Source organism: Acidiphilium rubrum (assembly GCF_900156265.1).
Taxonomy (GTDB): domain Bacteria; phylum Pseudomonadota; class Alphaproteobacteria; order Acetobacterales; family Acetobacteraceae; genus Acidiphilium; species Acidiphilium rubrum.
In genome coordinates this window covers 77576-104140 of the sequence record NZ_FTNE01000010.1, presented here as the reverse complement: position 1 = coordinate 104140, position 26565 = coordinate 77576, and the positions used below count along the sequence as shown (strand labels likewise).

Sequence of the window (26565 nt, the reverse complement as noted above, 5' to 3'; positions counted from 1 at the left end):
AACCCTTTCTTCATCTTTGTATGGCCCAGATGGCGAATGCATAATTGGTCGCCATCAATTTGAGCGCATCGAACCGTCCCGCGGCACCGGCGTGTCCGGCATCCATGTCGATTTTCAGCATGATCGGCGCATCGCCGGTTGTGAAATCGCGCAGTTTGGCGACGAATTTGGCCGGCTCCCAATAGGTTACCCGCGGGTCGGACAGGCCGCCGGTCGCCAGCAGCGGCGGGTAGGCGTACGGTCCGATGTTGTCATAGGGCGAATAGGCGGCGATCGTGTCGTAGGCGACCGGGTCGATCAGCGGGTTGCCCCATTCGGGCCATTCCGGCGGGGTGAGCGGCAAGGTATCGTCGGAAATCGTGTTGAGCACATCGACGAACGGGACCGCCGCGATCACGCCGGCCCAGAGATCGGGGCGGAAATTATAGACCGCCCCCATCAACAACCCGCCGGCGGAACCGCCATGCGCGACGATGCGGCCGGGTTTGGTGTAGCCCTGGGCGATCAGATGGTCCGCCACCGCGATGAAATCGGTGAAACTGTTCATTTTCTTCGCACCACGGCCGTCGAGAAACCAGTTCCAGCCCTTCTCGGTGCCGCCGCGGATATGCGCGATCACGTGAATCCAGCCGCGATCGACCAAGCTGAGGATGTTCGGCTGAAACCACGGGTCGATCGCGAAACCATACGAGCCATAGCCGTAGAGATGCACCGGCGCCGAACCATCGGTCGGCGTATCCCGGCGCAGCAGCACGGTGACCGGAATCGTCGCACCATCCGCCGCCGTTGCGGTGAGGCGGCGGGTTTCGTAGCGTGCCGGATCGTGGCCGGAGGGGATTTCCTGCGATTTGCGCAGGGTCCGCGCACCGCTCGGGATATCATAGTCGAACCATTGGCGCGGCGTGGTCGGCGATGAATAGATATACCCGATCGTCGCGGTATCGAACTCGTAGCCGGGATCGAGGCTGAGTACATAAGCCGCCTCGTCGACCGCAATGGCCGTTTCGGTGCCGGCACGCGTGCGAAGGATGATGCGGTTGTTCGCCTCGATCCGCTCGACCCGGATCAGATAATCCCGCAGAACCATGGCAGAAACAATGAACCGGCCGGGCCGATGCGCCACGATGTCGCGCCACTGCGCCCGGCCCGGTGCGGCAAACGGCGCTTCGACCAGCTTGAAATCGACCGCGCCATCGGCATTGGTGCGGATCACCAGCCGATCGGCCCAATCCTCGACCTCATAGCGCAGCCCCGGCGTGCGGGGCTCGATGACAACCGGCATCGCCGTCGGCTCATCGCCGGGAATCCGCCAGATCTCGCTGGTTTCCTGGTTGCCGCAGGTGATGAAAATGGAACCGCCGGACGCCGACGCCTCGACGCCGATGAAAAAACCCTCGTCCGGTTCCTCATAGATCAGAACATCTTCGGAATCGCCGATCGCGCGGCGGAAAATCCGGGTCGGCCGGCCATTGTCGTCGCGGAACGTCCAAAACAGATAGCGCGAACAGGGTGACCACGCGAAATCGCCCGAACAGGATTCGATCACGCCAGGCAACAGCGCGCCGGTTGCCAGAGATTTGACCCGGACCTGATACACTTCCGAGCCCTGAGCATCCTCGGCATAGGCGAACCAGGCATGATCCGGACTGTGCCGCGCCCCGATCACCCGATAATACGCATGGCCCTTCGCCTGCGCATCGGCATCGAGCAGGATCGCCTCAGCACCGCCGGCCCGCGGCGTGCGGACATAGATCGGATGCTCCGCACCTGGATCATACCGCCGATAATAAGCGAACGGACCATCCGGCTTCGGGACCGATGCATCATCCTGCTTGATCCGCGCCTTCATTTCGGCTCGCAATTCTTCCTGCAAGTCCTCGGTGCCGGCCAGCACACCAGCGGTGTACGCGTTTTCCGCCAATAAATGCGCACGGATATCCGGCCGCAACACGGCAGGGTCGCGCAACACCGCCTGCCAGTTGTCGTCCTTCATCCAGGCATAATCATCGGTCCGCACGCGGCCGAGCTGCTCGATGCGCTTCGGCTGGCGCACTGCAACCGGCGGCACAAGAGACGGTATGACATGATCGTTCATCCGAATTTCCTCCAAACCTGCCCCATCATCACCCGCATCGACCCCAGCACGCAACAGACCCCGCCAACACACACCCGCGAGCAGTTGCGCCCGGCTCAACAGCGCCGTAAAACACGCCCCGAGGCGGGTATGATGTAATGGTAGCCTGTGAGCTTCCCAAGCTCGACGCGCGGGTTCGATTCCCGCTACCCGCTCCAGATTGATGGATATCTGGCTTGGTTGGTCGGTTAAGAAGAAGGCCAAGGGGCTCTGCCCCCTGGACCCCCGTTAAAGGCGGAGCCTTTAAAATCCATTAGTTTTAGGCAAGGGGAGGGCGACCCAGGCCAGATCAGCGGAAAGTCCGAGGCAGCGCCCTCCCCTTGCCTAAAACTAGCGGGTTCTAAGGGCTCCGCCCTTAGTGGGGGTCCAGGGGGCGAAGCCCCTTGGCCTTCTCCTTATCCCGCCGATCATGCCACGTTTCCATCATCCGCAGCACGGCGGCAGCGGTTTCCTCGATCGAGCGGCGGGTGACGTTGACGGTGGGCCAGCCGCGCGTGGAGCAGAGGCGGCGGGCCCAGAGGAGTTCGGCTTCCACGGCGTCTTCATCGATGTAGTCTTCGCGGTCGCGCTGGAAGGCAGCACCTGGTGTGGTGGTGGCGCCGAGCAGGCGCAGGCGGTGGCGGCGGATTTCGATCAGGGGGGCGGCGTCGATGAACAGGCCGATCACGGGGCAGCGTGGTTCATCGAGCACATCGGGCACGGCGAGGCTGGGGACCAGCGGGATATTGGCGGCTTTGACGCCGCGGTTGGCAAGGTAGAAGGCGGTTGGCGTTTTCGAGGAGCGGGAGACGCCGACCAGGATGACATCGGCTTCGGCGAGGCCGCGCATCGCCTGGCCATCGTCGTGTGAGAGCACGTAGTGCATGGCGTCGATCCGGCGGAAGTAATCCGCGTCGAGCACGTATTGCCGGCCGGGTGTCGCGCGGACCGGGGTGCCGAGTTCATCGGCCAGCAGTTTGAACACCGGATCGAGCATATGGAGCAGGCGCAGGCCGAGGCGCTCGCACGCCTGGGCGAGTTCGCCGCGCAAGGCTTCATCGACCAGGCTGGACAGGACCGGGCCACGTTCGGCTTCGATGCCTTCGAGCACGCGGTGCAATTGCAGGCGTGAGCGGATCAGGCTCCAGCGGTGCAGGTGGATATCGGCCCCTTCGAACTGGGCGGTCACCGCGCGGGCGACGGCGTTGAGCGTGTCGCCGGTCGCGTCCGAGACGAGGTGGAGATTGAGGCGTTTACCGTCCATGAACCTGCTCATAGCGTGGATAACTCGGAGCCGGATAGGGTCGCCGGTGGAGAAGTCGGATAACTCCGGAATCCTGATTCGCTGTGGATTGTTGTGGGCTGGCGTTTATGCAAATGTGGAAAAATCCAGGGTTTGACGTAGAATCAGCCGATTAAAACCGGACTCTGGCTGTGGATAAGTTTGTGTATTGTTGTGGGGTGAGCGGGGTTCCACATGATTCACAGGGTTAACTTCCACAACCATTCTTTAATCTAAAACATTTAAAAGGTAGTCCGGGTCCATGACGGGGAAAATGATCGATCGGCCGATTTTGCGGGTTCTTGCGGGGGAGGCGATCTGGCCGCCGCCGGTGTGGCTGATGCGTCAGGCCGGGCGGTATCTGCCGGAGTATCGCAAGCTGCGGGCGACCGCGGGGAACTTCATTGCTCTGAGCACGACGCCGGCAATGGCGACGGAAGTGACGCTGCAGCCGGTGCGCCGGTTCGGCATGGATGCGGCGATATTGTTCAGCGATATTCTGATCCTGCCTTGGGCGCTGGGGCAGAAGCTGCGGTATGCCGAGGGCGAAGGCCCGCTGATGGAGCGGATCGAGGATTTGGCGGGGCTGGATGCGCTCGATCTGAACCGGTTGAAGCCGGGCACGGAATCGGTGATGGAAACGGTTTCGCGCGTGCGGACCGATCTGCCGCCGCGCTGCACCTTGATCGGGTTTGCCGGTAGCCCGTTCACGGTTGCGTGTTACATGCTCGACGGCAAGGGCGGCAATTTCGCGCGCACCATGGGACTGATCTACAGCGATCCGGGGCTGGTGGCTGCGGTGATCGAGTTGGTGACCACCGCGACGATCGATTACCTGTCCTGGCAGATCGAGGCCGGGGCGGATTGCGTGATGCTGTTCGACTCCTGGGCCGGGTTGCTGCCGCCCGATTTGTTTCGTGCGCATGTGATTCACCCGACGGTGCGGATTGTCGATGCGCTGCAGGCGCGGCATCCGGATGTGCCGATCATTGGGTTTCCGCGCCTCGCGGGGTTGATGGCGCTGCCGTATATTGCCGAGACCGGGATTGCCGGATTTGGTATGGATACCGGCACGGATGCGCCGAGCCTTGCGCGGTTACTGCCGCGCAAAGTGGCGTTACAAGGGAATCTGGATCCGTTGCTGTTGCGGGCGGGTGGGGTTTCGCTCGACCACGCAGTGGAACGAATCGCCCGCGAAATGGCCGGCGTGCCTCATATTTTCAACCTCGGCCACGGCATCGTGCCGGAAACCCCGCCCGACCATGTCGCCATGTTGATCGAACGGCTGCGTTCGTTGGAGCCGGCACCGCTTGAGGAATTCCGGGAAGCCGCTACTTCAGGTTCATGAACGACACCGAACCCGTCCTGCCCGCGCGTACAGCCATTGTTCTGTTCAATCTGGGTGGCCCGGATGGGGCGGACAGTATCAAGCCGTTCAGGGTCAATCTGTTTTCCGATCCTGCGATTATCCGCGCGCCGATTTTTATCCGCTTTTGGCTGGCACGGCTGATCGCGGCCTCGGCGCAGAGCAAGGCGGAGGAAGGCTACGCGATGATGGGCGGTAAATCGCCCTTGCTCGAACTCACGCAGCGCCAGGCCGATGCGCTGGAGGCGAGCCTGCCGGGGTCGAAATGTTTCATCGCCATGCGCTACTGGCACCCGTTTGCGGGTGAGGTGGCGCAGGCGGTCAAGGCCTGGGCGCCGGAGCGGATTTTGCTGTTGCCGCTGTATCCGCAGTTTTCCACCACCACGACCGGCAGTTCGCTGGCCGATTGGCACGATGCGGCGGCGAAAACCGGGCTGGTGGTACCGACCACGACGCTATGCTGCTGGTATGATGACCCGGCGTTTGCCGCGGCGATCGCGGGGTTGGTAATGCGCACGCTCGCGACCGCGCGGGCGGAATTGCCGGCGGGCACGCCGATCCGCCTGCTGTTTTCGGCGCATGGCTTGCCGGAAAGCATCATCAAGGCGGGCGATCCGTATCAGGAGGAGGTCGAGGCCTGTACCGAGGCGGTGATGGATGTGATTACCCGCGCCTTGGGCGAGCGGGTCGATTATCAGGTGTGTTTTCAGTCGCGTGCGACGCCGCAACAATGGATCGAACCTTCGACCGAACAGGCGATCGAGAAAGCGGCGCATGACGGCACCGCGGTGGTCGTGATCCCGATTGCCTTCGTTTCGGAACATATCGAGACGCTGGTGGAACTTGATGTCGAGTATCGCGAGGTCGCCGAAAAACTTCATTTGCCGGGCTATTACCGTGCGCCGGCGCCAAACGATGATCCGGCGTTCATTGCCGCATTGGCGGGAATTGCGCGCCGCGCGATTGTTCATGGCGATGGTTTGTGCTCGCATCGCGGCGGACGGTCCTGCACTGTGCGCAACAGCGATTGCCCTTGGGCGCGGTATCGGGCACTCGTACCGGCATGAGCCGAAATTTCGACCTGGTGATTTTCGATTGCGATGGCGTGCTGATGGACAGCGAGATTGTCTCGGCGCGCGTGGTGGCGGCGGATATGACGGCGCATGGGCTGCCGACCACGCCGGACGTGGCGTTGGCGCGGTTTGTCGGCACCTCGCTCAGGAACATGAAACCGATCATCGAGGCTGAGCGTGGTGCGCCGCTGCCCGATGACTGGAACGACCGCATGGTGACAAAAATCGCCGAGGCGATGGCGGCGGATGTATCGCCGATCCCCGGGGCGCGCGCGGTGCTCGCACGGTTGAACGCGCTGGGAATTGCGTGGCGGATCGCCTCGAACTCGGCGGATGAGGAAATGGATGCGAAATTCGGCAAAACCGGGTTTCTCGACCTTACCGCCGGGCGCACCCATAGCGCGCCGCGCTTGTTTGCGCAGGGTGGTCAGCCGAAACCGGCGCCGGATGTATTTCTGGATGCGGCGCGCGCCGAGGCTGTGCGCCCGGATCGCTGCGTGGTAATCGAGGACTCGCCACCGGGCGTGACTGGAGCGGTGGCGGCGGGCATGATTTGCTACGGGTTTGCGCCGCATGGCGATGGTGCACATCTGCTTGCGGCGGGTGCGCATCGCATCATCGATCGGCTTGACCTCGTGCCGGGTCTGGTGATGGCGCAGAGCGTCGACGCATGACGATCGGGTTTCTGGCCGCTTTCTACCAGTGGGAACTGGCGTTTCACGTGATGTCGATCATCGCGTGGATGGCCGCGTTGTTCTACCTGCCGCGACTATACGTGTATCATTGCCAGGTGGCACCCGGTTCGCTGGAATCAGCCCGGTTCAAGGTGATGGAACGGCGGTTGCTCAAGCAGATTGCGACACCGGCGATGATATCATCATGGTTCTTCGGCATTCTGCTGATTCTCACACCGGGGGCCATTTCATGGTCGGCTCCGTGGTGGTGGGTGAAGTTCATCAGCGTGATTCTGATGAGCGGGTTTCATGGCGCACTGTCGAAATGGCGGAAGAATTTTCTGAACGATCGAAACGTGAAGCCGGAGCGATTCTATCGGATTGCCAATGAGGTGCCGACGATCCTGATGGTGATCATTGTCATCATGGTGTTTGTCAAGCCGTAAGGCCGGCTGATACGGCTGGTGGGTTGTCGTTTTTAGGTCAGTATGAATGACCGATCAATTGGCAACAATGTGTTGCCGAAGCGGCACGAGTATGCCCCTTGTACGATATTCAAACCGCGTGTCGTTTCCATTCAATACATGAACGGCTCTGCAATTGAAAAGTGCTGCGGTGGCCGACCCGAAACAAAAAAGGTCGCCGCATCGCGCAGGGGTTGGCAACAAGGGTAACAAACGAACGCGGCTTGGCTCTCATGCACAGTTATCGTGGAGGTCTTTTGGCGTGTTTATAATGTTGAAGCAAGGCAGTTACTGCAGTGTACTGCCGCGCGACTTGCATGGTTGCGGCCATGGACCAGGGTTTGACCCTTGGTTGTGTCCTGTGGAAATGCGGGGCTTGCATCGTTTGGTTCGACGATCTTCCCGGCGCGGCCTGATTAGGTAGGGCATCAGGCGGCTCAAACGTCGCATGGGGAGCCGTGTCGACGGGTGTTTGACTTTACGAGACGATAATCAATCAAGAACAGTGAGGCATCAATATAATGAAACGGATCTCAATGCGTGCTCTGCTTTGCGCGGGCTTTGGCGTCGTAGCGATGAGTGCTGCCGGCGGTGTGGCGCAGGCGCAGGTCAGTGTGCCGAAAATGACGATCGATGGCGGCCCACTCGGCACGCTCGATCTGAGCGGCGGCATCGACGGATTTTTCTACGGCTATTCCGGCGCCGGCACCAACAGCCTGTTCGGCAACGGCAAGTCGGTTGGTGCGGAGCCGCGGGTCGCCGACATCAAGGTGGTCAAGCCGACCGGCCTTGTGCAGTTCACCATCGAAGTCAAACCCGATGATTCGGTCTATTTCGGTATCCATCCGAGCCCGATGACGGCAACCACCTTCACGCTCGGGCCGGTGTATGCCGCGTATGTGACGCTCGCGCCGACGCCGGCGCTGAGCATTTCGGTCGGTCAGATCTATTCGCTCGAAGGCTGGGAATCCTCGACCGACTGGAACAACGCCAACCTGATTGACTCTTCGTTGTATTACGTCGAAAACTCATCGAGCCGCGGCGTGTCTGCAACCTACACCGTGGGCAAGCTTTCGGTCTCCGCCAATTATGGCGACGGTTTCGACAGCGGCGCTTTCAACGTGGTGCAGGGTCTTGCCACCTACGCGTTTGATGCCAACAACGCGCTCTCGCTATATGGCACAGTGAATTTCGGCCGCACCGGGCCGAACACCTTTGCCTACGGCAACGGCACGACCGGCACAGGTTATCCGGGCTACAACGCGGCCTATGTGAATTCCAACATGGCCGGCGCCTATTACGACTACACCAGTGGCAATTTGAACATCGTCCCTGAAGTGCAGTACGTCTATTCGAAGGTCGACCACAAGATCGGGCTGGATAAATTCACCAGCAACTTCGGCGCCGAGATCATCGCCAATTATACGTTCCCGAAAACGCCATGGTCGGTTGGCGGCATGGTCAATGCGTTCTCCAACGTCGGTCCGCAGGCGTGGTATTTGAACGCTCATTCAGCGGGCGTTGCGGTCGGCATCACGCCGACCTGGCAGAAGGGTCATTTCTTTGTGCGCGGCGAGGCAGGATTGCTGCATCTGACCAGCATCGGGTCGGGCTATGGGTTCGGCAGCAACGGCACCAGCCGCAACCAGGTGATCGGGATTCTCGGCGCGGGCTTCGTATTCTGACAACGGTTGTCTTGGAACTTTCGCGCGATCAGTGATTGCGACCGATGGCGGGGCGGCGTATCGAGCAATGCGTTCCCCCGCTTGAAGTTCAACTTTTTCGAACATCGAGGATATCGACATGATTGGTGATTTCACTCCAGGCCGCCGTACCGTCCTGAAACTGGCCGGGGCGGGCGCCGTCGGCGGGCTGTTGCCCGGCGTCGCCGAGGCGACGTACCGCTCCGCCCTGATCAAGGCGGCCAAGGCGGCGGGCGGGCTGAATACCATTGCGCTACCGCCCGACTGGGCAAATTATGGTGCGATCATCAGCACGTTCGAGAAGAAATACGGGATCCCCATAAAGAACGCGGCACCGGATGATACCTCCGCCCAGGAACTGCAATCGATCCGCTCGCTCAAGGGTCAGTCGCGCGGGCCGGATGTGGTGGACGTCGGTCTGGCGTTCGCTTTGAACGGCGCGAAGGAAGGCTTGTTCCGCCCCTACAAGGTCGCGACCTGGAGCAGCATTCCGGCATCGATGAAGGACCCCAGCGGCCTGTGGTACGGCGATTACTTCGGCCTCGTGTCGTTCGGCGTCAACATGTCGGTGGCCAAAGTCGCACCGCAGACCTGGGCCGATCTGAAAAAGCCGAACTACAAGGGCATGGTCGCCCTCAACGGCAGCCCGCTCGGCGCCGGTGCGGCGTTTGCCGCAGTGTTTGCGGCGGCGCTGGCGAACGGCGGCTCGCTCGATAACATCATGCCCGGTATCGAGTTCTTCGCCGATCTCGCCAAGCGCGGCAATTTCGATCCTTCAGCGGCGACCTCGGCCAGCCTGGTCTCCGGCCAGACGCCGGTGGTGGTGAATTGGGATTACCTCAATCTTGCGCAGGCCAAGGGCTCGAAGACGATGACGAAGATCGATACCGTCATCCCCGCCGATGCCAAGCCCTATGGTGCGTTCTATTGTCAGGCAATCAGCAAATTCGCGCCGCACCCGAAAGCCGCCGAATTGTGGCAGGAGTTTATCTACTCCGATGAAGGCCAGCTGCTCTATCTGAAGGGTTTCGCGCATCCCGCGCGCTTCTCCGAAATGGTGAAATCCGGCGCCATTCCGAAGTCGATGCTCGCCGAACTGCCGCCCGCCAAACCCTATGGCGAGGCGCTGTTCGCGACGATCGAGCAGACCACGAAGGCGCAAGCCGCCCTCACCGCGAGCTGGACGAAAATGGTCAGGGCGTGAGCCTGCGGCCTGTTAAATCCGCCGGGCCGCTTGCCCGGTCCGGCGGGTTGTTCACCCTGGTCTTCATGGCGCCGTTCCTGTTGTATGTGACGGCGTTCCTGATTCTGCCGACCTTGATGCTGCTGGCCACCGCGTTTCTCGGCAAACACGGCCCGACGCTGCACTACGTCGCATCCCTTGGGCAGGGCCAGACCGTCGTTGCGTTCCGCAATTCGATTGAACTGTCTGCGCTCGCAGCCCTGGTCGGCTTGGTCGTCGGCGGGCTGGCGGCCTATTTCGTGCTGCGCCCGGGCATGCCGCGCGGGCTGCGCTCGCTGGTGACCACCTTCGGCGCGGTCGCCGCGAATTTCGCCGGCGTGCCGCTGGCGTTCGCGTTCATTGCCACACTCGGCAGCCTCGGGATGATCACGGTCTGGTTCAAGGATATCGGTGTCAACCTGTACGGCATGGGATTCACGCTCTATTCAATGCCGGGGCTCGTGCTGGTGTACGCCTATTTCCAGGTGCCGCTGATGATCATCGTCATCACTCCGGCGCTCGAGGCGTTGCGGCGCGAGTGGCGGGAGGCGGCGGAGAATCTGGGTGCCTCCACCTGGGATTACTGGCGCCATGTCGGGCTGCCGATCCTGCTGCCCTCGTTGCTCTCGGCCTATATTTTATTATTCGGCAACGCATTCTCGGCTTATGCGACGCCGTACGCGCTGACCTCGGGCATCGTGGCACTCGTGCCGGTCGAGATCAGCAACGTGCTGTCCGGTAACGTGATGGTATCGCAACAGACCGGTGCCGCGCTGGCGCTGGGGATGATCGTGGTGATGGTCGTGGTGATGGGCATCTACGCGCTGATCGCGCGCCGGGTTGGCCGCTGGGTGAAGCGATGAGCCGGCCGACCCATAATCTGATCCCCGGCCTCGGGCTCGGCGTAATCGGACTGTATTTCGTAATCCCCCTGGTCGCGACCGGCGCGTTCAGCCTGTGGGAGGGCGGCGACAAATACGGACTCGCCGCCTATGCCGCGCTGATCCATCAACCGAAATTGTGGCAGAGCCTGGGCCTTTCGGTGCGGCTTGCGATTCAAACGATTCTGGTCGGGCTAGTAGTGCTGGTGCCGGCGGTGTTCTGGCTCAATCTGCGGGTCCAACGGCTGCGGCCGTTGTTCGATTTCCTCTCGGTACTGCCCTTCGTGGTACCGCCGATCGCGCTGGTCGCCGGCATGACCACGCTCTACACCGGGCCGGACTGGTTCGTCGGCACCGCCAATTATCTCGTGGTTCCCTATGTAATTCTGGCGCTGCCCTACACCTATCGGGCGCTCGATGTCGGGATGCGCGCGCTCGATCTGAAAACATTGACCGAAGCCTCGCAGAGTCTCGGCGCCGGCTGGATGACGTTGATCCTCCGCGTGGTGGTGCCCAACCTGACCACGGCGCTGATCGGTGCTGCGCTGCTGACCATCGCGATCGTGATGGGGGAGTTCACCTTTGCCAATATCCTGCTGTTCAATACGTTTGCGGTCTATATCGACTATGTCGGCCAGACCTCGGCAACCCAGGCGGCGGCGCTGACCTTGCTGAGTTTTCTGATCACCTGGCTGGCGATGCTGGGCGTGTTGTTCACCGGACGTGGCGGGCGCGGCCAGGTTCAGATCGGTGGGGCGCGCTGATGAGTTATTTGCAGCTTGATGCCGTGGCAAAGCACTACGGCAGCCGCACCGTGCTGCGCGATGTGTCGATCGATCTGAAAGCCGGCGAGTTCGTCTCCCTGCTCGGCCCGTCGGGCTGCGGCAAGACGACGCTGCTGCGGATCGTGGCGGGGTTCGATCAACCCGATTCCGGCCGGGTGGTGCTGGAGGGGCGCGATATTTCAGGCCTGGCGCCGGCGAAGCGGCAGATGGGCATGGTGTTTCAGGCCTATTCGCTGTTCCCCAACATGACCGCGCAGGAGAACGTGCAATTCGGCCTGCGGGTGCGCCGCCAGGATGCCGCGGCTCAGCAGAAACGCGCGCGCGAGGTGCTCGAACTGGTCGGGCTCGCCGAGCACGCCCAGAAATATCCGCATCAGCTGTCCGGCGGGCAGCAGCAGCGCGTCGCGCTGGCGCGCGCTTTGGCGATCAGCCCGGCGTTGCTGCTGCTCGATGAACCGCTGTCCGCCCTGGATGCCAAGGTGCGCGTGCAGCTGCGCGATGAAATTCGCCGGATCCAGCAGGAAACCGGAGTCACCACGTTGTTCGTCACCCATGATCAGGAGGAGGCGTTGTCGATCTCCGATCGCGTGGTGGTGATGCATGATGGCGTGCTGGCACAGGTCGGCGAACCGGCGGCGATCTACGGCGAGCCTGCCAATATTTTCGTGGCCCGTTTCGTCGGCGCCGTCGCCGAACTTCCAGGCGTGGTGGCGGATGGATCAGGTGGCATGGTCACGGTGCTCGGCCGGCAGGTTGCGGCAAGCCGGGCGCGCGGCATGGCGGCCGGAACGCGGGTGTATTTCCTGCTGCGCCCCGAAACCGTGCGGCTCGGCCCGCCGGATGCCGCCGGCATGCTGCACGGCACGGTCATCGCGCGTACCTTCTTCGGCGCGCTGACCAGCCTGAAGGTCGAAATCACCGGCGGTACCGATTGCGTGACCGCGGCGATGGCCAGCGGCGACGCCGCGAACATCGCAATCGGCAGCACAGTCTCGGTCAACTGGGACCCAGATTCCCCCCGCCTCCTCGTCGCCTGACAAACAAAAGTTTTTTGGTTCTTTTTTACAAAAAAGAACAACTTGCTTCTTTGTTCTCGAAGGACCGCCCATGACCCCCCTACCCCCAGGCGCCATCGAAGCCGCCAAAGCCGCGGCGGATGCCGCGGGCGCCGTCATCCGCCCATATTTCCGCTCCGGCATCACCGCCGACGATAAATCCGACGACAGCCCGGTCACCATGGCCGACCGTGCCGCCGAACAGGCGATCCGTGCGGTGATGGCCGAGCGGTTTCCGACGTTCGGCGTGATCGGCGAGGAATTGGGCGACCAGCGGCTGGGTCGCTTCAACTGGGTGATCGACCCGATCGACGGCACCCGCGAATTCATCACCGGCCGGCCGACCTTCGTGACGCTGATCGCCCTGGTCGAAGACGGCGTGCCCGTGCTCGGCCTGATCGATCAACCGGTGATCGGCGAGCGCTGGATGGCGGCGGGCGGCACGCTCGATTTCACCAGCCGGTTCGGCGGGCGCATCGGCTGCCGCAAACGGGGCGCGCTAGGCGATGCGGAACTGTCCTGCACCGGACCCGAATGGTTCGATGCCGATCAACGCGCGGCGTTTCACCGGCTGGAAGCCGCATGCCGCCGGGCCTCCTGGGGTGATGACGCCTACGCCGCCGGTCTGGTGGCCCTCGGCGAGATCGATGTGATCGCCGAAGCCGGGCACAAGCCGTGGGACTGGGCGGCGTCGGTGCCGATCATCGAGGCGGCTGGCGGCATGATGTGTGACTGGTCTGGCAACAAGCTGCGCCTCGATGCTGCCCATGACGGCACGGTGCTGATCCTGGGCGATCCCTCGCTGCGCGATGCGGCCCTTGCCGCGTTGCAGGGCGGCTGATGCTGATCGCGCATCTGACCGATCTGCACGTGCGCCCGTTCGGCCGGGCGACCAACCGCGTGGTCGAGACCAATCTGATGGTCGAGCGGGCGGTGCGCCAGGTCGCCGGCTTCGCACCCGCGGCGGTGGTGATCACCGGCGATCTGACCGAGAACGGACTGCCCGAGGAATACGCCGAATTGCGCCGCCTGCTCGAAGGTCGGCTCGCCTGCCCGGTCTATGTCGTGCCCGGCAATCACGACCGGCGCGCATCATTGCGCAGCGCGCTCGGCGCTTGGCCGGGCGTGAGGACCGATTCCGCATTCGTGCACTACGCAGCGGACATCGGCCCGCTCCGGCTGATCATGCTCGACAGCGTGGTGCCGGGTGCCGGTCATGGCGAACTCTGCAGCGAACGCCTCGCGTTTCTGGAACGCGCGCTCGATGCGGCGCAGGATCGGCCCGTGCTGATCGGCCTGCATCATCCGCCCTTCATGACCGGCATTGCCGCGATGGATGCAATTCCCCTGCGCGCGCCAGAAGCGTTGCTCGCACTCATCGCACGGCACGGCCGGGTGCTCGCGGTGCTCTGCGGCCATCATCATCGGGTGATCATGGCGCAGCACGGCGGCGCGATGCTGCTCGCCGGTGCCGCGATCGGCGGGCATCAGAGCGAACTGACATTTGATCCTGCGGCCCGCCCCTATTTTTATCTCGAACCCGGCGGGTATTTCCTGCTCCGCTGGGATGGATCGGCGCTCACCGCCAATCTGGCGACGATCGGCGATTTTGCGGGACCGTTTCCCTTCGCGGTGGATGCGGATTACCCCGGACGTACCATGGCTTGAGGAGGACAACGATGCGCGAACAGCACGCGGCGAAACGGCCAAATATTCTGATCATCATGGCGGACCAGCTCGGCGCGCGCGCCCTGCCCGCCTATGGCAACAAAGTCGCGCTGACGCCGCACATCGATGCGCTGGCGGCCGCCGGCGTGGTGTTCGAAAACGCTTATTGCAACGCACCGCTATGCGGCCCTTCACGCTACGTGTTCATGTCCGGCCGCTTGGCCTCGAAGATCGGCGCCTACGACAATGCCGTGGAATTTCCAGCAACCTTGCCAACCTTCGCGCACCATATGCGCCAGGCCGGCTACCGAACCATCCTGTCCGGAAAGATGCATTTCTGCGGCCCGGACCAGATGCACGGGTTCGAGGAACGCCTGACCACCGATATCTACCCAGCCGATTTCGGCTGGACGCCGGACTGGACTGATTTCGAAACCAGGCTCGATTGGTATCACGACATGAGCTCAGTGCGTGACGCCGGACTGTGCGTGCGCACCAACCAGATGGATTTCGACGACGAGGTAGTATTCGCCGCGCGCCGCAAACTGTTCGATATCGCCAGGGACGATGACGACCGGCCGTTCTGCATGGTCGTCTCCCTGACCCATCCGCACGATCCGTTCGCGATGACCGCCGAATACTGGAATCGATACGAACCCGATGCGATCGACATGCCGCGCTACCGCCCCGATCCTGCCACACTCGATCCGCATTCGAAACGGCTTCGCCATGTGTGCAACACCGATCGCGAGCCGGTGACGGAAGCCAACATCCGCGACGCCCGCCACGCCTATTACGCCGCAATCTCCTACGTCGATGATCAGGTCGGCAAGGTCATGACCGCGCTCGACGAATGCGGCCTCGCGGACCGCACCGCCACGATGGTCACCGCCGATCACGGCGAAATGCTCGGTGAACATAGTCTGTGGTACAAAATGGGGTTTTTCGAAGATGCCTGCCGAATTCCCCTGATCGTGCACGCACCCGCACTGTTTGCCCCCGCCCGCATCGCCGCCTGCGTATCATCGGTCGATATCCTGCCGACCCTCGCCGACCTCGCCGAAGCCCCAACCCCGGCTGCACAAGGATTGACGATCGACGGCCGATCCCTGCGCGGCCACTTGACCGGCGCTGGCGGACACGACGAGGTGCTCGGCGAATACATGGGCGAAGGCGCCATCGCACCGATCATCATGATCCGGCGCGGCGATCTCAAATTCATCCATTGCCCGGTCGACCCCGATCAACTCTTCAGCCTCCGCACCGACCCCGATGAGCGCATCAACCTCGCCACCAACCCGGACTTCGCCGTAACAATCGATGCCCTCCGCAACGAGGTCGCACAACGCTGGAACCTCGCCACCATCCACGCCGATGTGCTGGCAAGCCAGGCCCGCCGACGCTTCGTCAACGCCGCGCTGCGGCACGGCACCTATCAACCCTGGGACTACCAGCCCATCGTCGACGCCTCGGAACAATACATGCGCAACCACATCAAACTCGCCGACCTCGAACGCCGGGCCCGATTTCCGCGGGTTGGGGGGCAGTGAGGCGAGGAAGCAAGGCCAGGGGCTCTGCCCCTGGACCCCGTTAAAGGCGGAGCCTTTAAAATCCATTAGTTTTAGGCAAGGGGAGGGCGACCCAGGCCAGATCGACGGAACCTCCGAGGCAGCGCCCTCCCCTTACCTAAAACTAGCGGGTTCTAAGGGCTGCGCCCTTAGTGGGGGTCGAGGGGGCAAAGCCCCCCGCCTTGCTTCCTCGCCTCAGTGCCCCTCACCCGTGGACATGACCCAACGGCATCGTGCAATGCAGAAATGCGTTTTGGTGATTGGTGGGGTGTCTGATATAGATTCGTCCTTGGTCATATTCGCATAATTGTGACCGGTTCGGAGATCGGTGATGGGTACGCAGCCAAAACCGGCCTTACGGCGGCATGAAACGAGGCCGCTTTCGGTCGGACTATTGCTCGCGCAGGATTTCACGCTGTCGGCGTTTTCGTTGTTTGTCGATACGCTGAGGCTGGCCGCCGACGAGTCGGATTATTCACGGCCGATCCATTGCCGTTGGACCATCATGGCTGAGACCGATGCGCCGATCCGGTCGAGTTGCGGGGTCGAGGTTTTGCCTGGCAGCGGGCTGATCGATCCGGCGCAGTTCGATTATGTCGTGGTGGTTGGCGGTATTTTGCACAATCACCCGAAGGCCAACACAGCGTTGTATGGTTATTTGCGGCGCGCGGCGGCGCTCGACGTGAAGCTGATCGGTATTTGTACCGGCAGTTTTATCCTGTGCCGGGCGGGGCTGATGGAGGGCCGGCGGGTCTGTGTGAGCTGGCTGCATTATCAGGACTTCCGCGATGAGTTCCCCGACCATGCCGTGATCGGTGATCGGTTTTTCGAGGTCGATGGCGATCGGATCACGTGTGCTGGCGGGGCGGGGGCGGCGGATCTGGCTGCGGCGCTGGTCGAGCGGCATCTGGGCAGCCGGCTGGCGCAGAAGCCGCATCAGGTCTTGTTGCTGACCCCGATGCGCGGCACCGATGGTGTGCAGCCGCATCCGCCGATGGCGCATGACGTATCGGATGAGCAGGTACGGCGGGCGTTGCTGATGATGGAGCAGAATCTCGGCAATCCGTTGCAGATTTCGATGATTGCGCAGAGGCTTGAGTTATCGACGCGTCAGTTGGAGCGCCGGTTCGATGCGGCGTTGGGCAAGCGGCCGTCCGATTTGTATCGTGAACTGCGGTTACGGTATGCGCGCTGGCTGCTGGAGACCACGACGCGCTCGGTGACCGATATTGCGCTGGATGCCGGGTTTTCCGATTGCGCGCATTTTTCCCGCCAGTTCAAGGCGTTGCACGGCCTGTCGCCCTCGTTCGCGCGACCGGCGTTGCGGCGCGAGGCGGCGATCCCGGCGGCGGAACCGGCCTGGGCCGATCACGATCGGGTCGCGGTCGGCGCTTCGGAATGTGCCGGCCAGCGAACGTTTTAAAGTTATGATCAAGACGCATGGCAGGCATGATATATTGCGTTGATAAATACATGCGCTGATGTCGCAAAATCTAAAGACTGCGGTCAGGCGACACGTCAGTATTTACCGGCTGATCTGCGGTTTTTTTGAAAGTCATCGCCATGTCGGATGTCGCTGCCGTATCGATTGCGGAACTCATCGCCCGGCGCCGCGCCGGCCATATGCTGGAGCGACCGTTCTACACCGACCCCGCGATATTTCAGACCGATCTCGATCTGATTTTCGGCCGGCATTGGATTTTCGTAGGCGTCGAGCCGGATATCGCCGAGCCTGGCGATGTCATGACGGTCAATATCGGTGACAACGCGATCCTGATCTGCCGCGATGACGATGGCACCATCCACGCGATGCACAATGTCTGCCGCCATCGCGCCGCGCGCCTGGTTTCGACCGAAACCGCCACGGTCGGGCGTCTGGTCTGCCCTTATCATGCCTGGACCTATGGGCTGGACGGCGCGTTGCTGCACGCCGACCATATGGGTGATGATTTCGATCCATCCTGCCACGGCCTTAAAAAAATCCATGTCCGGTCGCTGGAGGGATTGCTGTTCGTCTGCCTCGCCGAGACACCGCCCGCCGATTTCGACGAGATGGCAAACATCGTCGCCCCCTATATCGCGCCGCATGAAGTTGCGAATTGCAAAATCGCCCATCAGATCGATCTGATCGAAGAGGGCAATTGGAAACTCACGATGGAGAACAATCGTGAGTGCTATCATTGCTCACTCAACCACCCCGAACTCACCGCGTCGATCTTCGAGTACGGCTTTGGTTTCGATGCCGATGAAAGCGATCCCGCGCGCGTCGCACAACGGCAGAATTACGATGTGATGGTGGAACAATCCTGCGCCGCGTGGCACCGTGCGGGCTTTCCCTCCGCCGAGATCGGGCAATTGGACAACGTGGTTTCCGGCTACCGGATCGGCCGCATGCCGATGGACCGCGATGGCGAGTCCCAAACGCTCGACACCAAGGTGGCATGCCGCAAGTTGCTCGGCCAGGCCAAGGAAAAACGGCTGGGTGATCTGTCGTTCCACACCCAGCCGAATTCGTGGCATCATTTCATGAGCGATCATATCGTCACCTTCGCGGCCTTCCCGCTCGGGCCGGACCGCACGTTGCTCCGTACCAAATGGCTGGTCCATCGCGATGCGATCGAAGGCGTCGATTACGACCTCGATAATCTGATCCAGGTCTGGCGCGAGACCAATCTGCAGGATGGCAGGCTGGTCGGTCTCGCGCAGGCCGGAGCAGCGACCGGCGGCTACACACCGGGCCCCTATTCGCCGCAAACCGAAGGCCAGGTCGAGCAATTCGTGAACTGGTACGTGCAGCGACTGGCCGCTCACCTCGCATGAGCGTGGCGGCCCAGAGTATCGCACTGCGGGATGGTCTGCCGGTCTGGAATGCCGAGCTCGATGACGAGCTGGTCTGCGTCGCCGTGCGCGATGAAACGCCCGACGTGCGCAGCTTCACCTTCGCGCCGCGCACTCCGGCGCGGTTCCACTACCTGCCCGGCCAGTTCCTGACGTTCGACGTGCCGGTCGATGGCGGCAGCGTCAATCGTTGCTATACCATCGCCTCAACGCCGACCCGGCCGGACCGGATTTCGATCACCGTGAAGCGCCAGGCCGGCGGCGTGGTGTCGCCCTGGCTGCACGAGCATGTGCGCCCAGGAGTATCATTGCGCGCGGTCGGGCCGATGGGCGATTTCAGCTTCGTCGCTGCACCGGCCGAGGCCTATCTGTTTCTGTCCGGCGGTTCGGGTATCACGCCGCTAATGTCGATGGCGCGGGCGCATCACGATCTCGCACCCGAGACAGATATCGTGTTCGTGCATTTCGCACGCACGCCCGCCGATATTGTTTTTCGAAACGAACTCGCATCGATGATGCAGATGATGCCGAATTTGCGCGTCATCACCGTCTGCGAGGCCGATGCACCCGGCGAGCGCTGGGGCGGCCCGCGCGGCCGGGTGAGTGCCGCCATGCTGGCGCTGCTGGTGCCCGATCTGGCGCTGCGCATGGTGTTCGATTGCGGGCCGGCCGTGTTCATGGCCGCGGTGCGGACCGCGCTCGGCGCGCTCGATTTCGACATGAGCCGCTATCACGAAGAAAGTTTCGATTTCGGCACGATCACCGAAGCCCCCGCACCCGCCGAACCGACCGCGCCGACCGCGACGGGGTTTGCGGTCAGTTTCAGCAAATCGGGCCGCAGCATCGCGGTCGGCGCCGACCAATTCGTGCTCACGGCGGCGCGCAGCGCGGGCATGCGGCTGCCCTCGTCCTGCACCAAGGGCATGTGCGGCACCTGCAAAAGCCGGCTGATCTCGGGCCAGGTGGATATGCAGCACCAGGGTGGCATCCGCCAGCGCGAGATCGACCAGGGCATGATCCTGATCTGCTGTTCCCGTCCCCTGTCGGATCTGGTGATCGAGCGCTGATCATGAACATCGCCCGGCTCGCGCATTTCGGTTTTCTGACCCTGCCGGATTATTCGATGATCGCGGTGACCAGCGCGATCGAGGCATTGCGCATGGCCAACCGCTGCGCAGGGCGGAGCATTTACAGCTGGACCGTCTACGGGCTGAACGACACGCCGGTTGCCGCCAGCAACGGCATGACGATGGCGCCCACCGCCGCGCTCGATCAGCCAAGCCGCGCCGCCCCGCCGGATCTGCTGTTCGTGTGCGGCGGGGTCGATGTGCGCAGCGTGGTCGGCCGGCCCCTGCTCAATGCGCTGCGCCGCGCCGCGCGCGATGGCGTGCCGCTCGGCGCGCTGTGCACCGGCACCTTCGCATTGGCCGAGGCCGGCCTGCTCGATGGCTATCGCTGTGCCGTGCATTGGGAAGATGCTGCATCGATGCGCGATGCGTTTCCCGCGATCGAACTGGTCAATGAATTATTCGTGCTCGACCGCAACCGCCTGACCTGCACCGGCGGCATCGGCCCGCTCGACATGATGCTCTATTTGATCGAGGCAAAGCTCGGCCGCGTGGTGGCCGAGCATGTCGCGGTCACCTTCATTCTCGATCGCATCCGCACCAGCGGCGAGCGTCAGCCGATCGCGGCACAAGACCGCGCCCGCTCCGACCAGCCGACCCTCGCGCGCGCCATGACCATGATCGAGGATCAGATCAACGAACCGCCGAAACTGACCGACATTGCAGCGCGCCTTGGAATTTCCCTGCGCCAGTTGCAGCGCCTGTTTCGCGCGCACCTGGGTGAAAGCCCGGCGAGTTTCATCAAGGCGCTGCGACTGCAGCGCGCGCAGGCCATGTTGCAGGCGCGCGAAATGCCGGTGACGGAGGTGGCCATGGCGTGCGGCTTCGGGTCGAGTGCGTATTTCTCCAGCGCCTATCGGGCGCATTTCGGCTATTCACCGCGCGCCGAACGGCAGTTGCGCGCCATCGCTGCCGTATCGCGCAGCGCGATGCGCCTGTCATGAGCGCCAGCACCGATGCGTTGTTCCGCCCGCTCACACTGCGCGGCCTGACCATCCGCAACCGGCTGATGAGCACCAGCCACGCGCCGGGCTACGGGCGCGATGGCAAGCCGCAGGAGCGCTATCAGCTCTACCACGCCGAAAAAGCCAAAGGCGGCATCGGCCTGACCATGTTCGGCGGCTCATCCTCGGTCTCGCTCGATAGTCCGGCCGCCCCCTGGAATCAGGTTTCGGTCGCCGATGACAGCGTGATCCCCTATTTCCAGCAATTCGCCGATCGGGTGCACGCGCACGGCGCGGCGCTGATGATCCAGCTCACGCACATGGGCCGCCGCACCCGCTGGGATACCGAGCACTGGCTGCCGACCATCTCCGCCTCGCCGCTGCGCGAACCCGCCAGCCGGTCGATCCCGCGCGAAATGAGCCAGGACGATATCGACCGCGTGGTGCACGATTTCGCCGAAGCCGCCCGGCGCGCGCGTGAAGGCGGGATGGATGGCTGCGAAATCTCGGCGGCCCACGGCCATCTGGTCGATCAATTCTGGTCCCCCTCGGTCAACCGCCGCACCGATGGCTACGGCGGCTCCCTGCTCAACCGCATGCGCTTCGGCTTCGAGGTCCTGGCGGCGATGCGCGCGGCCGCCGGCGATGATTTCGTGATCGGCATGCGCATGTCGGGCGATGAATTGTTCGATGAAGGGCTGAGCGGCGAGGATTGCGTGACTATCGCCGCCGAGCACACCAGGCGCGGCCTGGTCGATTTCGTCAACGTGATGGGCGGCCAGGCGCGCGACCATATGGCGCACGCGGTCTCGCTGCCGAACATGGCGTTTCCGGTCGCGCCGTTCCTGTATCTCGCGAGCGCGATCCGGCGCGAGGTCGAGGTGCCGGTATTCCACGCCCAACGCATCACCGATTTCGCAACCGCCGCGCGCGCCGTGGCGGAAGGCCATGTCGATATGGTGGCAATGACGCGGGCACACATCGCGGACCCCTATATCGGGCGCAAGCTGCTGGAAGGCCGCGCGGATGACATCCGCCAATGCGTCGGCGCCGGCTATTGCATCGACCGGATCTACACCGGCGCCGATGCGCTGTGCATCCAAAACGCCGCGACCGGGCGTGAAGCGACCATGCCGCACGTCATCGCAAAGGCGGCAACCGCGCGGCGCATCGTGGTGGTCGGCGGCGGGCCGGGCGGGCTTGAAGCCGCCCGCGTCTGCGCCGAGCGCGGCCATCACGTCGTTCTGTTCGAGCGTGAGAGCGCGCTGGGCGGGCAGATCAACATCGCGGCCAAAGCCGGCTGGCGTGAGGCCTTGTCCGGCATTCCCCGCTGGCTGGCGGCACAGGTGCGCAAGCTGGGCGTCGATATCAGGCTGGGCGTCGCGGCGGATGCCGCGCTGGTGCTGGCCGAACGGCCGGACATCGTCGTGGTGGCAACCGGCGGGGCCGCGAACCCGGGGCTGATGCCGGGGGCCGATCTGGTCACCACCACCCAGGCCGTGCTGCACCAGGGCATCGACCTGAGCGGTTCGGTGCTGCTGTACGATGCGATGGGCCAGCACAATGCGGCATCCTGCGCGGAATACCTCGCAACCAGGGGCGCGCTGGTCGAACTCGCCACACCGGACCGCATGGCGGCCGAGGAAGTCGGCACCACCAACCAGCCGGTGCATCTGCGCAACATGTACAAGCTCGGCGTCATCGTGACGCCGAACCTCGATATCGTCGCGGTCCGGCGCGAGGCCAACCGGCTGGTGGCGGTGCTGCGCAACACGATGGACATGGTCGAGGAAGAACGCGTGGTCGATCATGTCGTGGTCGATTTCGGCACGCTGCCGGTCGATGCCGTGTTCACCGATCTGAAAGACGGCGCGGTCAATCGCGGCCAGACCGATGCGGCGGCGCTGATCGCGGGCCAGCCCCAGCCGCATCAGGGTGAGGCGGGCTATCGGCTGTACCGGATCGGCGATGCGGCGGCCGGGCGCAACATCCACGCCGCCATCTACGACGCGCTCCGCCTGTGTAAGGATTTCTGATGGCGTTCGGCGCGCTGGTCCTGCTGGCATGGTTGCTGCTGGCCGGCGTCGCGGTGCAGGTGGGGCGGCTGGGGCTGCGGTGGCGGCGCGGTGCCGGCGCATCGGTCGATTGGCTGGGCGGGTTGCGCGCGCTGCCCCGGCGCTACCTGGTCGATGTTCATGCGGTCGTCGCGCGCAAACCGGCAAGCTCCGTCATGCATCAGGCGATCGCCGGCGGCCTGCTGGCCGCAACCGGGCTGCTGCTGCTGGCAGCGATCCCCGCCCTGTTCGCGGCGGCGCTCTACTGGCTGCTGATCGCGCTCGCCTTCGCGGTCGCTCTGGTCGGCGCGGTGCTGGTGCGGCGGCGGCGGGTGCCGGTGAAGCCAGCGTCGCTCTCGGCCGGCGCGTTTCTCACCCTGCCCGCCTATCTCGGTGCCTATGCGGCGGGCGGGCTGATCGCCACACTGCTGCCGGGCGTGCCCGGGCTGCTCGGCGTGGCGCTGGCCGCGTTCGGCGGCATCGGGCTGGTCGCTCAGATCACCGGCGGCCCGATGCGCCATGCCGTCGCCGGCGCGCTGCACCTCGCGGCGCACCCGCGCCCGGCCCGCTTTGCCGGCGGCGCGGCGAGCGATCTGGTGCCGCTCGACCTCGATGCCGCCCGTCTCGGCGTCGGCACGATCGGTGATTTCGCCTGGAACCGGCTGCTCGGCTTCGATGCCTGCATCCAGTGCGGCCGGTGCGAAGAGGCATGCCCCGCCTTCGCTGCCGGCCAGCCGCTCAACCCCAAGGCGCTGATCCAGGATTTCTGCGCGGCGAACCGGAAGGGAGGCACAGCCTACGCTGGCAGCCCACACCCCGGCATCGCATCACCCGGCCCCGTACTCGGCGTGCTCCACGCCGAAACGCTGTGGTCCTGCACCACCTGCCGCGCCTGCGTCGCCGCCTGCCCGATGATGATCGAACACGTCGATGCGGTGATCGATATCCGCCGCAACCTGACGCTCGAGCACGGCGCCGCACCCGGCAAGGCCGACGCTGTGCTGGCCGCCCTGCGCTACGCCGGCAACACCGGCGGGCTCGCACCGGCGCAACGGCTCGACTTCGCGGCAGGGCTGAAACTGCGCGTGCTCGCACCCGGCGAGGCGGTCGATACCCTGCTGTGGCTGGGCGATGGCGCGTTCGACCGGCGCTATGGCGCAACCCTGCGCGCCCTGATCGGCATCATGCGCGCGGCCAAGCTCGATTTCGCGGTACTGGGACCAGCCGAGCGCGACTGCGGCGACCTCGCGCGCCGGCTGGGCGACGAAGCCGGCTTCGCCGCTCAGGCCACGGTCAACGTCGCGATGCTCGGCACCATGAGCTTCACCCGCATCGTCACCGCCGATCCGCACGCGCTGCACGTGCTGCGCCAGGAATATCCCGCGTTCGGCGGGCATTACACCGTGGTCCACCACACAGCGCTGATCGATGAACTGATCACCACCAACCGCATCACCCTCGGACCGGCCACCGATACCGTCATCACCTATCACGACCCCTGCTACCTCGGCCGCTACAACGGCGAGACAGCCGCACCACGCCGGGTGCTGGCGCGCCTCACCGGCCAGGCGGTGGAAATGGCGCGCGCGCGCGAGGCCTCGTTCTGCTGCGGCGGCGGCGGCGGCGCGCCGGTTACCGATATTCCGGGCAAACAGCGCATCCCCGATCTGCGGATGGAACAGGCGCGCGAAACCGGCGCATCCCTGGTCGCGGTCGCCTGCCCCGGCTGTACCGCCATGCTCGAAGGCGTCATCGGCCCGCGGCCGCTGGTGCGCGATATCGCCGAGCTGGTGCACGAGGCGCTGCAATGATCCGGCGCGATCCCCGCGCCGAACGCGACGCCATGGTGGTATCGCGCACGCCCCGGCTGCGGCTGGACCGGACGCACCGGGGTGGCGCGTCCCTTACCCGGGCCGATGCACCCGTCGCCGCCCCCACGATCATCCACATCGCCGAACCCGCATTCCTGGTGTTCGCCGTCATCGAAGCCGCAGGCGGTGCGCTCAACCGGCACGATCGCCAGGTGATCGGCGCCGCCCGCACGCTCGCGGGACGCGATGCGGCGGTGGTCGTGCTCACGCCCCATCTGCCCTCCCAGGCGCCCGATGCCATCGGTACCGCCGGCGGCGACCGCACGATCACGCTCCCCACCCCGACCTACGACCCCGAACGCAGCGCCGCACTGATCGCCCAGGCGATCACCGATCACGCCCCCCGCCACGTCGTCTTCCCGGAATCAGCCGATGGCGGCGACCTCGCCCGCCGCGTCGCCGCCCTGACCGAAGCCGATCTGTTCGCCGGCGCCGAAAGCCTCACCCCAACCCAGGCCATCCGCCCGGCCCAGGCCGGGCGGGTCGAACTGCGCGCCACCCCGCCCCGCCTGATCAGCATCGCGCCGGATCGCATCGCCCCCTATCACGGCGCACCCCACGCCGCCGATCCGCTGCCGACGCCCGCCGCCGCCGCCACGCCAGGCGGCATCCGCGCCGCCACCACCCTCGCGGTCGATGCCGCGACCATCCCGCTCGATCAGGCGCCCCTGGTCATCGCCGCCGGCAACGGCGTGACCGATTTCGCTGGGTTTCTCGACCTCGCCCGCGCCCTCGGCGCGACCCCGGGCGCCAGCCGCGTGGTGTGCGACGCCGGCGCCCTGCCCCGCGCCCTGCAGGTCGGCGCCTCCGGCACCGTGCTCAATGCCGAATGCTACATCGCCCTCGGCATCTCCGGCGCGCCGCAACACCTCCAAGGCATCGGCACGGTCGAACACATCGTCGCCATCAACACCGACCTCCACGCCGCCATCATCGCCCGCGCCGGCCTCGCCATCATCGCCGATGCCCAGGACGTGATGCAGGCCCTGCGAGCCATGCTATGAACATCATCGTCCTGCTCTCCGCCGGGCGCGACCCCCAATCCGGCACGCCACGGCCCGTGCCGGTCGAACTGCAAGCGATCGCCCTCGCCCTTGCCTTGGCCACCCACCTCGCACCCACCACCACAATCACCGGCCTGCACGCCGGCGAACCCGACCCATCCGTGCTCGATGCCCTCGGCCACGGGCTCACCACACTCACCCTGCTGCGAACCAACCCCGCCGATGACCCCCTCGCCACCCTCGCCGCCGAAATCGACCGCGCCCGCCCCGATCTGATCCTGGCCGGCCGGCGCGGCCGCGGCGGCACCGACTCGGGACTGCTGCCCTATCGGCTGGCCCGCGCCCGCGCCATGCCAATCGCCGCCGACGCCATCGCCATCGAACCCGACGGCAACGACCTCGCCATCCTCCAGTCGCTCCCCCGCGGGGCCCGCCGGCGCCTCACCCTCGCCCGGCCCGCCATCGTCACAATCCACGAAGCGGCCCCACCCGCCCGCACCTTCGCCTTCCGCGCAAGGCGCAGTGGCACAATTCACGAAAAACCCGGCATCCCCGCCCCCAGCCCCACCGACAATCACGAAATCCGCCCCTACCGCCAACGCCCCCGCCTGATCGCCGAAACCACCCAACCCACCACCGCCGGCCACCTCATGCTCGCCCCCACCCCCGAAACCGCCGCTGCCGCTGTCCTCGCGTATGTCGAACAGTTCCGGGGGCGGTGAGGGTGAGGCGGAAGTAAGCAAGGCGGGGGGCTTTGCCCCCTCGACCCCCACTAAGGGCTTAGCCCTTAGAACCCGCTAGTTTTAGGCAAGGGGAGGGCGCTGCCTCGGTGGTTCCGTTGATCTGGCCTGTGTCGCCCTCCCCTTGCCTAAA

22 protein-coding genes and 1 tRNA gene are annotated in these 26565 nt (G+C 64.3%); 21 read left to right on the top strand and 2 right to left on the bottom strand.

The features are described 5' to 3' along the window. Positions 1-10: 10 nt before the first annotated feature. Positions 11-2095, bottom strand: a complete 2085-nt coding sequence (locus BW994_RS09445; RefSeq protein WP_029313574.1) for a S9 family peptidase — start codon at positions 2093-2095, stop codon at positions 11-13. 123 nt (positions 2096-2218) lie between these two features. On the opposite strand from BW994_RS09445, the gene BW994_RS09440 reads away from it, so the two are divergent. Continuing rightward, positions 2219-2292 (top strand) — tRNA-Gly (locus tag BW994_RS09440). Positions 2293-2489: 197 nt separating this feature from the next. On the opposite strand, the gene BW994_RS09435 is transcribed toward BW994_RS09440, so the two are convergent. After that, complete coding sequence (locus BW994_RS09435) at positions 2490-3377, bottom strand: pyruvate, water dikinase regulatory protein (protein ID WP_035231440.1); 888 nt, start codon at positions 3375-3377, stop codon at positions 2490-2492. Positions 3378-3669: 292 nt separating this feature from the next. On the opposite strand from BW994_RS09435, the gene hemE reads away from it, so the two are divergent. The 20 genes from hemE to BW994_RS09335 all read left to right on the top strand — a co-directional run bounded on the left by hemE (position 3670) and on the right by BW994_RS09335 (position 26414). Further along, positions 3670-4743 carry a uroporphyrinogen decarboxylase gene (gene hemE, locus BW994_RS09430; protein ID WP_051657628.1) on the top strand — a complete coding sequence of 358 codons (1074 nt, stop codon included), beginning with the start codon at positions 3670-3672 and terminating at the stop codon, positions 4741-4743. After that, complete coding sequence (gene hemH, locus BW994_RS09425; protein ID WP_029313870.1) at positions 4740-5828, top strand: ferrochelatase; 1089 nt, start codon at positions 4740-4742, stop codon at positions 5826-5828. The genes hemE and hemH overlap by 4 nt, the downstream gene beginning before the upstream one ends. Next, positions 5825-6508 (top strand): HAD family hydrolase, encoded by a 684-nt coding sequence (locus BW994_RS09420; RefSeq protein WP_035231445.1) that lies wholly within the window; start codon positions 5825-5827, stop codon positions 6506-6508. The genes hemH and BW994_RS09420 overlap by 4 nt, the downstream gene beginning before the upstream one ends. Then, the gene (hemJ, locus tag BW994_RS09415) at positions 6505-6954 is read left to right on the top strand and encodes a protoporphyrinogen oxidase HemJ (protein ID WP_029313872.1); all 450 of its coding nucleotides are present in this window, start codon (positions 6505-6507) and stop codon (positions 6952-6954) included. Before BW994_RS09420 ends, hemJ begins: the two co-directional genes overlap by 4 nt. A gap of 554 nt (positions 6955-7508) precedes the next feature. Beyond that, positions 7509-8657, top strand: coding sequence for an outer membrane beta-barrel protein (locus tag BW994_RS09410; RefSeq protein ID WP_245594229.1), 1149 nt, complete (start codon positions 7509-7511; stop codon positions 8655-8657). 118 nt (positions 8658-8775) lie between these two features. Then, the gene (locus BW994_RS09405; protein WP_029313874.1) at positions 8776-9879 is read left to right on the top strand and encodes an extracellular solute-binding protein; all 1104 of its coding nucleotides are present in this window, start codon (positions 8776-8778) and stop codon (positions 9877-9879) included. Then, a complete protein-coding gene (locus BW994_RS09400; protein ID WP_245594230.1) occupies positions 9876-10760 on the top strand; it encodes an ABC transporter permease in 885 nt (294 codons plus the stop codon). The genes BW994_RS09405 and BW994_RS09400 overlap by 4 nt, the downstream gene beginning before the upstream one ends. Beyond that, positions 10757-11542 carry an ABC transporter permease gene (locus BW994_RS09395; RefSeq protein WP_029313878.1) on the top strand — a complete coding sequence of 262 codons (786 nt, stop codon included), beginning with the start codon at positions 10757-10759 and terminating at the stop codon, positions 11540-11542. The genes BW994_RS09400 and BW994_RS09395 overlap by 4 nt, the downstream gene beginning before the upstream one ends. Further along, positions 11542-12600, top strand: a complete 1059-nt coding sequence (locus tag BW994_RS09390; protein ID WP_029313879.1) for an ABC transporter ATP-binding protein — start codon at positions 11542-11544, stop codon at positions 12598-12600. The genes BW994_RS09395 and BW994_RS09390 overlap by 1 nt, the downstream gene beginning before the upstream one ends. A gap of 70 nt (positions 12601-12670) precedes the next feature. Next, a complete protein-coding gene (locus tag BW994_RS09385; protein WP_076454508.1) occupies positions 12671-13459 on the top strand; it encodes an inositol monophosphatase family protein in 789 nt (262 codons plus the stop codon). Beyond that, on the top strand, positions 13459-14286 hold the full coding sequence (locus BW994_RS09380) for a phosphodiesterase (RefSeq protein ID WP_029313882.1): 828 nt from the start codon (positions 13459-13461) through the stop codon (positions 14284-14286). Before BW994_RS09385 ends, BW994_RS09380 begins: the two co-directional genes overlap by 1 nt. An 11-nt stretch (positions 14287-14297) precedes the next feature. Next, a complete protein-coding gene (gene betC, locus BW994_RS09375) occupies positions 14298-15836 on the top strand; it encodes a choline-sulfatase (RefSeq protein ID WP_076454506.1) in 1539 nt (512 codons plus the stop codon). 349 nt (positions 15837-16185) lie between these two features. Continuing rightward, positions 16186-17277, top strand: coding sequence for a GlxA family transcriptional regulator (locus BW994_RS09370; protein ID WP_051657641.1), 1092 nt, complete (start codon positions 16186-16188; stop codon positions 17275-17277). A gap of 140 nt (positions 17278-17417) precedes the next feature. After that, entirely contained in the window at positions 17418-18674 is a 1257-nt protein-coding gene (locus BW994_RS09365) for an aromatic ring-hydroxylating oxygenase subunit alpha (RefSeq protein WP_029313986.1), read from the top strand. Continuing rightward, the gene (locus BW994_RS09360) at positions 18671-19759 is read left to right on the top strand and encodes a 2Fe-2S iron-sulfur cluster-binding protein (RefSeq protein WP_029313985.1); all 1089 of its coding nucleotides are present in this window, start codon (positions 18671-18673) and stop codon (positions 19757-19759) included. Before BW994_RS09365 ends, BW994_RS09360 begins: the two co-directional genes overlap by 4 nt. Before the next feature lie 2 nt (positions 19760-19761). After that, the gene (locus tag BW994_RS09355) at positions 19762-20763 is read left to right on the top strand and encodes a GlxA family transcriptional regulator (RefSeq protein WP_076454505.1); all 1002 of its coding nucleotides are present in this window, start codon (positions 19762-19764) and stop codon (positions 20761-20763) included. Continuing rightward, entirely contained in the window at positions 20760-22799 is a 2040-nt protein-coding gene (locus tag BW994_RS09350; protein ID WP_029313983.1) for an oxidoreductase, read from the top strand. Before BW994_RS09355 ends, BW994_RS09350 begins: the two co-directional genes overlap by 4 nt. Then, complete coding sequence (locus BW994_RS09345) at positions 22799-24628, top strand: DUF3483 domain-containing protein (protein ID WP_029313982.1); 1830 nt, start codon at positions 22799-22801, stop codon at positions 24626-24628. Before BW994_RS09350 ends, BW994_RS09345 begins: the two co-directional genes overlap by 1 nt. After that, on the top strand, positions 24625-25692 hold the full coding sequence (locus BW994_RS09340; RefSeq protein ID WP_076454503.1) for an electron transfer flavoprotein subunit alpha/FixB family protein: 1068 nt from the start codon (positions 24625-24627) through the stop codon (positions 25690-25692). The genes BW994_RS09345 and BW994_RS09340 overlap by 4 nt, the downstream gene beginning before the upstream one ends. Beyond that, positions 25689-26414, top strand: a complete 726-nt coding sequence (locus BW994_RS09335; RefSeq protein WP_029313980.1) for an adenine nucleotide alpha hydrolase family protein — start codon at positions 25689-25691, stop codon at positions 26412-26414. The genes BW994_RS09340 and BW994_RS09335 overlap by 4 nt, the downstream gene beginning before the upstream one ends. Positions 26415-26565: the final 151 nt, after the last annotated feature.

Excerpts from the sequence above, each read along its gene's own strand:
- BW994_RS09445 (WP_029313574.1), bottom strand. The coding sequence starts at position 2,095 with ATGAACGATCATGTCATACCGTCTCTTGTGCCGCCGGTTGCAGTGCGC.
- BW994_RS09435 (WP_035231440.1), bottom strand. The coding sequence starts at position 3,377 with ATGGACGGTAAACGCCTCAATCTCCACCTCGTCTCGGACGCGACCGGC.
- hemE (WP_051657628.1), top strand. The coding sequence starts at position 3,670 with ATGATCGATCGGCCGATTTTGCGGGTTCTTGCGGGGGAGGCGATCTGG.
- hemH (WP_029313870.1), top strand. The coding sequence starts at position 4,740 with ATGAACGACACCGAACCCGTCCTGCCCGCGCGTACAGCCATTGTTCTG.
- BW994_RS09420 (WP_035231445.1), top strand. The coding sequence starts at position 5,825 with ATGAGCCGAAATTTCGACCTGGTGATTTTCGATTGCGATGGCGTGCTG.
- hemJ (WP_029313872.1), top strand. The coding sequence starts at position 6,505 with ATGACGATCGGGTTTCTGGCCGCTTTCTACCAGTGGGAACTGGCGTTT.
- BW994_RS09410 (WP_245594229.1), top strand. The coding sequence starts at position 7,509 with ATGCGTGCTCTGCTTTGCGCGGGCTTTGGCGTCGTAGCGATGAGTGCT.
- BW994_RS09405 (WP_029313874.1), top strand. The coding sequence starts at position 8,776 with ATGATTGGTGATTTCACTCCAGGCCGCCGTACCGTCCTGAAACTGGCC.
- BW994_RS09395 (WP_029313878.1), top strand. The coding sequence starts at position 10,757 with ATGAGCCGGCCGACCCATAATCTGATCCCCGGCCTCGGGCTCGGCGTA.
- BW994_RS09390 (WP_029313879.1), top strand. The coding sequence starts at position 11,542 with ATGAGTTATTTGCAGCTTGATGCCGTGGCAAAGCACTACGGCAGCCGC.
- BW994_RS09385 (WP_076454508.1), top strand. The coding sequence starts at position 12,671 with ATGACCCCCCTACCCCCAGGCGCCATCGAAGCCGCCAAAGCCGCGGCG.
- BW994_RS09380 (WP_029313882.1), top strand. The coding sequence starts at position 13,459 with ATGCTGATCGCGCATCTGACCGATCTGCACGTGCGCCCGTTCGGCCGG.
- betC (WP_076454506.1), top strand. The coding sequence starts at position 14,298 with ATGCGCGAACAGCACGCGGCGAAACGGCCAAATATTCTGATCATCATG.
- BW994_RS09370 (WP_051657641.1), top strand. The coding sequence starts at position 16,186 with ATGGGTACGCAGCCAAAACCGGCCTTACGGCGGCATGAAACGAGGCCG.
- BW994_RS09365 (WP_029313986.1), top strand. The coding sequence starts at position 17,418 with ATGTCGGATGTCGCTGCCGTATCGATTGCGGAACTCATCGCCCGGCGC.
- BW994_RS09360 (WP_029313985.1), top strand. The coding sequence starts at position 18,671 with ATGAGCGTGGCGGCCCAGAGTATCGCACTGCGGGATGGTCTGCCGGTC.
- BW994_RS09355 (WP_076454505.1), top strand. The coding sequence starts at position 19,762 with ATGAACATCGCCCGGCTCGCGCATTTCGGTTTTCTGACCCTGCCGGAT.
- BW994_RS09350 (WP_029313983.1), top strand. The coding sequence starts at position 20,760 with ATGAGCGCCAGCACCGATGCGTTGTTCCGCCCGCTCACACTGCGCGGC.
- BW994_RS09345 (WP_029313982.1), top strand. The coding sequence starts at position 22,799 with ATGGCGTTCGGCGCGCTGGTCCTGCTGGCATGGTTGCTGCTGGCCGGC.
- BW994_RS09340 (WP_076454503.1), top strand. The coding sequence starts at position 24,625 with ATGATCCGGCGCGATCCCCGCGCCGAACGCGACGCCATGGTGGTATCG.
- BW994_RS09335 (WP_029313980.1), top strand. The coding sequence starts at position 25,689 with ATGAACATCATCGTCCTGCTCTCCGCCGGGCGCGACCCCCAATCCGGC.